We start from the raw sequence: 7,294 nt of genomic DNA on the forward strand, positions 1-7,294 counted from the left end.
GGTGCTGTCAGGGCGCACCCGGGCCGGTCTCCCAGCCCAGCGTCGGCAGGGCGATGATGCGCTGGCCACGCAGGTCGTTGCGGCGCACCAGCATGTCCCGGCTCTCCAGATAGGTGATCAGGCGGCGGGCCCGGCCCAGCGAGCGGCTGCCGCAGGCGCGCGCCACATCCTCGTCGGACGGGCAGGGCGCGCCTTCCAGCGCCGCGCGGGCCATCAGCAGGAACACACCCTGAATGTCCTCCTCCAGCCCGGCCGCGGCGGCGACCGCCTGTTCCCAGTCGGCGTGATCGACGGCGTTGGCGTCGACGCCGGCGCGGGCGACCGACAGCCGGCGCTTGAAGGCGGCGAGATCGAGCGTCGCGCCACCCAGACGGCGGATGCGGCAGCGGACGAGAAAGTCCTGATACAGCACGGCGACCGAACGGTAGGCGGCCTCCGGGTCGGCGAGAATTTCGCGCAGCGTCGCCTCGATCAGCGCCTCGCGCTCGGCGGGCGTGCGGGCGTCGGCCGGTTCCTCCGCCGGGGCGGCGGGTTCGAGCTTCGGCCGGCTGATCTGCAGCATGATGTCGGCCGCCGGCGGCGGTGCCGGGCGCGGTGCCGGACGGGCGAAAACCTCGTTCTCGCCGGGCTTGAAGATGAGGTCGCGCGCGCCGTCGCCCGGCTGCTCCGGCAGTGGCAGCAGCTTGGGGCTGCCGCCACGCCCGGCGGTCTCGACGTCGCCGATGCGAATCGACAGCGACCGCCGCGCCAGCGCCGGGCCGAGAGCGACGAAGTGACCACGTTCGAGATCGCGGAACACTTCCGCCTGCCGGCGCTCCATGCCCAGCAGATCGGCGGCGCGGGCCATGTCGATGTCGAGGAAGGTGCGGCCCATCAGGAAGTTGGAGGCCTCCGCCGCCACGTTCTTGGCCAGTTTGGCCAGGCGCTGGGTGGCGATGACGCCGGCCAGACCGCGCTTGCGGCCCCGGCACATCAGGTTGGTCATGGCGCCCAGCGACAGCTTGCGCGCCTCGTCCGACACCTCGCCGGCGGCGGCCGGGGCGAACAGCTGGGCCTCGTCGACGACCACCAGCATCGGGTACCAGAAGTCGCGCTCGGCATCGAACAGCCCGCCGAGGAAGGCGGCGGCCGAGCGCATCTGGCCCTCGATGTCGAGGCCTTCGAGGTTGAGCACCACCGACACCCGGTGCTGGCGCACCCGCGCGGCGATGCGCTGCAGGTTGGCCTCGTTCTGCTCTGCGGCCTCGACCACCACATGGCCGTAGCGGTCCGCCAGGGTCACGAAGTCGCCCTCGGGGTCGATCACCGCCTGCTGCACCCACGGCGCGCTCTGCTCCAGCAGCCGGCGCAGCAGGTGCGACTTGCCGGAACCCGAGTTGCCCTGCACCAGCAGGCGGGTGGCCAGCAGCTCCTCCAGATCCATGGTGGCGGCGGCGCCGCCTTGCGCTGTGCCCATGTCGATGGCGATCATCGCTGTTGCCCGGCTTGCTGGTTCATCGACGCGGGATGGCGGCGCGGGCCAGTTCGTCGGCGCGCTCGTTCTCGGGGTGGCCGGCGTGGCCCTTGACCCACAGCCAGTCGACCTGGTGCGGGGCGGCGGCCTCGACCAGCGCCTGCCACAGCTCGACGTTCTTCACCGGCTTCTTGTCGGCGGTCTTCCAGCCGTTGCGCCGCCAGCCATGCAGCCACTTGGTGATACCGTCGCGGACATAGGTGCTGTCGGTGGTCAGCTTGACCTTGCAGGGCCGTTTGAGTGCCTTGAGCGCCTGAATCGCCGCCATCATCTCCATGCGGTTGTTGGTGGTCGACGGATCGCCGCCGGAGAGTTCGCGCACCATCTCGCCATGGCGCAGCACGGCGCCCCAGCCGCCTGGCCCCGGATTGCCGGAGCAGGCGCCGTCGGTGAAGATCTCGACCTCGGTCACGTCGGTCATGCCCGGGCCTGACCGGTGTAGAAGGCGAGCCTGCGGGCATAGGCCAGCGGGTCCTTGCGGGTGACCAGCGCGCCGGCCGGCGTGTTCAGCCAGTCGTAGGCGCGGGTCAGCAGGAAACGCAGCGCCGCGCCCTGGCACAGCAGCGGCAGGGCCGCCCGTTCGGCGTCTGTCAGCGGCCGCACCGATTCGTAGCCGGCGATCAGCGCGGCGGCCAGATCGGCATGATAATCATGGCCGTCGGCGCTGAAGCACCAGGCGTTGAGGCACACCGCCAGGTCATAGGCCAGCATGTCGGTGCAGGCGAAATAGAAGTCGATCAGGCCGGACACCGTGTGATCGAGAAACAGCACGTTGTCGGGAAACAGGTCGGCGTGGATGGCGCCTGTGGGCAGGCCAGCGGGCCAGCGGGCGCCGAGATCGGCCAGTGCGGCGTCGATCTGACCGCGCAGGCCCGGCGCGATGTCGTCGGCCTGGGTGCGGCAGGCGGCGGCCAGCCGGCGCCAGCCGTCGAGCGACAGGTCGTTGCTGCGGGTCATGGCGAAATCGGCCGTTGCCTTGTGCATCCGCGCCAGCGCGGCGCCGACCGCCTGGCAATGCTCGCTCAGCGGCGCGGTGACGGAAACGCCGGTTAGGAACTCGATCAGACAGGCGGGCCGGCCCGCCAGTTCGTGCAGCGTGTCGCCGGCGGCGTTGGCGATCGGCAACGGCACCGGCAGGTCGCGCTCGGCGAGGTGCCGCATCAGGCCAAGGAAAAACGGCAGATCCTCGCGCTTCACCCGCTTTTCATACAGTGTCAGGATGAACCGGCCGCTGTCGGTCTCGACCAGGTAGTTGCTGTTCTCGACGCCTTCGGCAATGCCCTTGGCGCTGACCAGGGTGCCGACGGGGAAGAGTTGCAGGAAGGCTTCAAGCGCCTCGGTGGATACCTGGGTGTAGACGGCCATGGGTTACTCGCTGGGGATACTCGCGGGAAAGTCGGTTGGTCGGGTGGTTGGGCGGCTCAGGCGGTTAGCGCCCGGGGCAGTTTGAAGGTGACATCCTCGGTGGTGGTGGTCACCTGCTCGATGGCCAGCGCGAAGCGGGTGGCCAGCGCTCCGATGACTTCCTCCACCAGCACTTCCGGTGCCGAGGCGCCGGCGGTGATGCCCAGCGTCGCCACACCGTCGAACCAGTGCCAGTCGATGTCGGCGGCGCGCTGCACCAGCCGGCCGCGGGCGCCGCAGCGTTCGGCCATTTCCACCAGCCGCAGCGAGTTGGAGGAGTTGGGCGCGCCGATCACCAGCACCAGTTGCGCCCGGCCGGCCAGCGTCTTCACCGCTTCCTGCCGGTTGGTGGTGGCGTAGCAGATATCCTCGCGCTTGGGCCCTTCCAGTGACGGGAAGCGGTGCTGCAACGCCTCGACGATACCGGCGGTATCGTCGACCGACAGCGTGGTCTGGGTGATGTAGGCCAGGTTGCCGGGGTCGGCGACAGCGATGGTGCGCGCATCCTCCAGCGTCTCGATCAGGGTGATGGCGCCCTCGGGCAGCTGGCCCATGGTGCCGATCACTTCCGGGTGGCCGGCATGGCCGATCATCAGGATGTGCCGGCCCTGGCTGTGGTGCCGCTCGGCCTCGCGGTGGACCTTGGAGACCAGCGGGCAGGTGGCATCGACATAGAGCATCTGCCGCCGTTCGGCCTCCGCCGGCACCGATTTGGGCACGCCATGGGCGGAAAAGATCACCGGCGCGCCTTCCGGCACTTCGTCGAGCTCATCGACGAACACCGCGCCCTTGGCGGCCAGGCCCTCGACGACGAAGCGGTTGTGGACGATCTCGTGGCGGACATAGACCGGCGCGCCGAAACGCTCGATCGCCAGCTCGACGATCTTGATGGCGCGGTCGACGCCGGCGCAGAAACCGCGCGGGTTGGCGACGAGGACGGAAAGCGGCTGCAAGGTCATGGCCGACCTTCTAGAGCCTCGCGCGCCGCGAGGCAAACGGCGAGCGGGCTATGGCTGCGATCGTTGCAGCAGCACCACGGGCGCACCCTTGTAGTCGGTCCGCGCGTAGGTCTGGAAGCCGCAGCGTTCGGCGACCCGCAGCGAGGCGGCGTTATCGGGGTGGATCATGCACGCCACGGGTGTGGCCCCGAACCGGGCATCCTGCCAGGCCAGCACCGCCCGCATCGCCTCGGTGGCGTAGCCCTGGCCGTGGGCGGTGGGCGCCAGCGCCCAGCCAGCTTCCTTGACGTCGCCGAACGCCGGGGTCAGGTCCCGCCGGGCATCGAACAGCCCGGCCTCGCCGACGAAGCGGCCGGTCGCCTTGTCCTCCACCAGCCAGAAGCCGAAATCGAGCAGGCTCCAGTGACCGGCGTAGCGTAGCAGGCGGGCCCAGACTTCCTCGGCCGACTGCGGCATGCCGCCGATGAAGCGGGTGACCTCGGGGTCGCCCCACAGTGCAAGGCAGGCATCGAAATCGGCAAGGCCGTGGCCGCGCAGGCGCAGGCGTCCGGTCTCGATGACGGGCGCGGGCGCGGCGCTCACACGTCGACGTCCTCGACGAACTGGGCATGGCTCTGGATGAAGGCGAAGCGGTGTTCCGGCTTCTTGCCCATCAGGCGCTCGACCAGGCCGCGCACCTCGGCGCGTTCCTCATATTCCGCCGGCAGGGTGATGCGCAGCAGCGTGCGCTGGGCCGGGTCCATGGTGGTATCCTTGAGCTGGACCGAGGGCATCTCGCCCAGACCCTTGAAGCGGGAGACCTCGATCTTCGATTTGCCGGCGAACACCGTGCGCAGCAGCTCCTCGCGGTGGGCGTCGTCGCGGGCGTAGCGGACGGTGCCGCCCTGGGCCAGGCGGTACAGCGGCGGCTGCGCGAGGTACAGGTGGCCGTCGCGCACCAGACCCGGCATTTCCTGGAAGAAGAACGTCATCAGCAGGGTGGCGATGTGGGCGCCGTCGACGTCGGCGTCGGTCATGATGATGATCTTCTCGTAGCGCAGGCTGGCGGCGTCGTAGCGGTCCCGGGTACCGCAGCCCAGCGCCAGAATGAGATCCTGCACCTCCTGATTCTGGGTGATCTTGGCGGTGTTGGCCGAGGCGACGTTGAGAATCTTGCCACGGATCGGCAGGATCGCCTGGGTCTTGCGGTTGCGCGCCTGCTTGGCCGAGCCGCCCGCCGAATCGCCCTCGACGATGAACAGCTCGGTGCCGGCCGCGTCGTCGGACGCACAGTCGGTGAGCTTGCCGGGCAGGCGCAGGTTGCGCTTGGACGTCGCGGTCTTGCGCTTGACTTCCTTCTCCGCCTTGCGCCGCAGCCGCTCGTCCACCTTGTCGAGCACGAAGCCGAGCAGCGCCTGGGCGCGTTTCTGGTCTTCCGCCAGCCAGTGGTCGAAATGGTCGCGCACCACCGCGTCCACCAGCTTGGTGGCCTCCGGCGACGACAGCCGGTCCTTGGTCTGGCTCTGGAACTGCGGGTTGCGGATGAACACCGACAGCATCACTTCCGCCCCGGTCATCACGTCGTCGGGGGTGATCTGCTCGGCCTTGCGGTTGTTGACCAGCTGGCCGAAGCCCTTGAGGGCGCGGCTGAGTGCTGCCCGCAGGCCGGCCTCGTGGGTGCCGCCCTGAGGCGTCGGGATGGTGTTGCAGTAGTAGCTGCCGCCGCCCTCGCCATAGAGCGGCCAGGCCACCGCCCACTCGACCGAACCCTGGTTGTCGGGGAAGTCGGCGCGGCCAGCGAACAGGTCCGAGGTGGCGCATTCACGGTCGTCGATGACCTCGCGCAGATGATCGGCCAGGCCGCCGGGGAACTGGAACACCGCTTCCGCCGGGGTGTCGTCGCCCTTGAGCAGCGACTCGTCGCAGCGCCAGCGAATCTCGACGCCGCGATAGAGATAGGCCTTGGAACGGGCGAGCCGATAGAGCCGGGCCGGCTTGAATCGGGCCTCGGCGCCGAAGATCTCGGGGTCGGGCAGAAAACTGACCTTGGTGCCGCGCCGGTTGGGTGCCGCGCCGACATCTTCCAGTTTGCTGGTGGGCAGACCACGGGCATAGGTCTGGCGCCACAGCCGGCGGTCGCGCGCCACCTCGACGATCAGGGCCTGGGACAGCGCGTTGACCACCGAGATGCCGACGCCGTGCAGGCCACCGGAGGTGGCGTAGGCCTTGTCGGAGAACTTGCCGCCCGAATGCAGGGTGGTGAGGATGACCTCCAGCGCCGACTGGCTGGGGTATTTCGGGTGGGGGTCGATGGGGATGCCGCGGCCATTGTCGGCGATCGCCAGCGCGCCGTCGGCCAGCAGCTCGACCTCGATGCGGTTGGCGTGACCGGCCACCGCCTCGTCCATGCTGTTGTCCAGCACCTCGGCGGCCAGGTGGTGGAAGGCGCGCTCGTCGGTGCCGCCGATATACATGCCGGGCCGGCGCCGGACCGGCTCCAGGCCTTCCAGGACTTCGATATCCTTGGCGGTATAGGCGTTGCCGCCCGCCGCCGGTTTGGCGAACAGATCACTCATGGCCACCTTATAGGGTAGGGCAGGTGGCGGAGACAACGAGATGTTGGGACCGCGGAGCCGGGGTGGTATGCCGCCGCGGCGACTCAGTCGAACAGGGCGTCGATGTCGGCCTGCGAGGCAGGTCCGTCGTCAAAGAGGCTGTCGATATTGGCCTGCGATGATGTCTGGGTCGACGCTTGGCGCGACTCAGCGGCGAACAGGGCGTCGATGTCCAGTTCGCTGGCGTCCTCGTTGCCGGTCAGGGCATCGAACAGGGTGTCGACCTGGTTCTGGGCGGCGACGGAGTGGGTGCCGTTGATGATACCGCCCAGCAGCACTGCTTGCGAGCGGATCATATCCGCCAGCATGGCCGCCATGGCGCGGAAAGTGTCGTCCGGTGCAATACCCCTGGCGTCGTTGATTGCCCGGAGGCCCGCCACGGTGAGGGCGTCGAGCAGGCCGACCAGCGGGTCGAATCGGGCACGTACCGCCGCAGGCGACAACTCGAAGGCCTCAACCAGCAGCTCCCAGTCGCGAAAGCCGCTGTGCTCGAAGTGAGCGCCGTAGGTGCGCGGCTGCCAGTGGGCCAGTTCGTCGAGCAGGTCTGGATCGTCGGGGGCGAGATCGAGGATCATCGCCACTTCATTGTACTGGTTGAGAAAATCGGTAGAAAGTCCGGTTTCCGGCGCCAGCGGTGTGCGCACCCTGGCCACGATTTCCGCCAGGCGCGCACCCGGTTCCGCCATCGCTGGGAAAGGTTAGCGTCCGCGCTCGTGGTGTAATTTCCGGTGTAGGCGATGGTGTATTCCGGGGTGGGGCATGCCCCACCCCGGAATGCGGCGTCGCTGGTGGCCACCGGGTTCATCGTTATGGTGGAGTTTGCA

At 68.9% G+C, this 7,294-nt stretch carries 7 protein-coding genes; all 7 read right to left on the bottom strand.

Annotated features, from left to right (window positions below; translation table 11 throughout):
• Positions 1-7: 7 nt before the first annotated feature.
• Positions 8-1,456 carry a helicase HerA domain-containing protein gene (locus ABU113_RS07185; RefSeq protein WP_454558819.1) on the bottom strand — a complete coding sequence of 483 codons (1,449 nt, stop codon included), beginning with the start codon at positions 1,454-1,456 and terminating at the stop codon, positions 8-10.
• A gap of 37 nt (positions 1,457-1,493) precedes the next feature.
• Positions 1,494-1,934: a ribonuclease HI gene (rnhA, locus tag ABU113_RS07190; RefSeq protein ID WP_454558820.1), complete on the bottom strand. Its 441-nt coding sequence runs from the start codon at positions 1,932-1,934 to the stop codon at positions 1,494-1,496.
• Positions 1,931-2,878 (bottom strand): homoserine kinase, encoded by a 948-nt coding sequence (gene thrB, locus ABU113_RS07195; protein ID WP_454558821.1) that lies wholly within the window; start codon positions 2,876-2,878, stop codon positions 1,931-1,933. The genes rnhA and thrB overlap by 4 nt, the downstream gene beginning before the upstream one ends.
• A gap of 56 nt (positions 2,879-2,934) precedes the next feature.
• A complete protein-coding gene (ispH, locus tag ABU113_RS07200) occupies positions 2,935-3,876 on the bottom strand; it encodes a 4-hydroxy-3-methylbut-2-enyl diphosphate reductase (RefSeq protein ID WP_454558822.1) in 942 nt (313 codons plus the stop codon).
• A 48-nt stretch (positions 3,877-3,924) separates the two neighbouring features.
• Positions 3,925-4,458 carry a GNAT family N-acetyltransferase gene (locus tag ABU113_RS07205; RefSeq protein WP_454558823.1) on the bottom strand — a complete coding sequence of 178 codons (534 nt, stop codon included), beginning with the start codon at positions 4,456-4,458 and terminating at the stop codon, positions 3,925-3,927.
• Complete coding sequence (parE, locus tag ABU113_RS07210; protein ID WP_454558824.1) at positions 4,455-6,431, bottom strand: DNA topoisomerase IV subunit B; 1,977 nt, start codon at positions 6,429-6,431, stop codon at positions 4,455-4,457. Before parE ends, ABU113_RS07205 begins: the two co-directional genes overlap by 4 nt.
• 83 nt (positions 6,432-6,514) lie before the next feature.
• Positions 6,515-7,156, bottom strand: a complete 642-nt coding sequence (locus tag ABU113_RS07215) for a hypothetical protein (protein WP_454558825.1) — start codon at positions 7,154-7,156, stop codon at positions 6,515-6,517.
• Positions 7,157-7,294 lie beyond the last annotated feature (138 nt).

The sequence above is a fragment of the Parapedomonas caeni genome (assembly GCF_041060555.1).
GTDB lineage: Bacteria > Pseudomonadota > Alphaproteobacteria > Sphingomonadales > Sphingomonadaceae > CAUJIW01.

What these genes read in the sequence shown, in the direction of transcription:
- parE (WP_454558824.1), bottom strand. Translation starts at nt 6,431, where the DNA reads ATGAGTGATCTGTTCGCCAAACCGGCGGCGGGCGGCAACGCCTATACC.
- thrB (WP_454558821.1), bottom strand. Translation starts at nt 2,878, where the DNA reads ATGGCCGTCTACACCCAGGTATCCACCGAGGCGCTTGAAGCCTTCCTG.
- rnhA (WP_454558820.1), bottom strand. Translation starts at nt 1,934, where the DNA reads ATGACCGACGTGACCGAGGTCGAGATCTTCACCGACGGCGCCTGCTCC.
- ispH (WP_454558822.1), bottom strand. Translation starts at nt 3,876, where the DNA reads ATGACCTTGCAGCCGCTTTCCGTCCTCGTCGCCAACCCGCGCGGTTTC.
- ABU113_RS07185 (WP_454558819.1), bottom strand. Translation starts at nt 1,456, where the DNA reads ATGGGCACAGCGCAAGGCGGCGCCGCCGCCACCATGGATCTGGAGGAG.
- ABU113_RS07215 (WP_454558825.1), bottom strand. Translation starts at nt 7,156, where the DNA reads ATGGCGGAACCGGGTGCGCGCCTGGCGGAAATCGTGGCCAGGGTGCGC.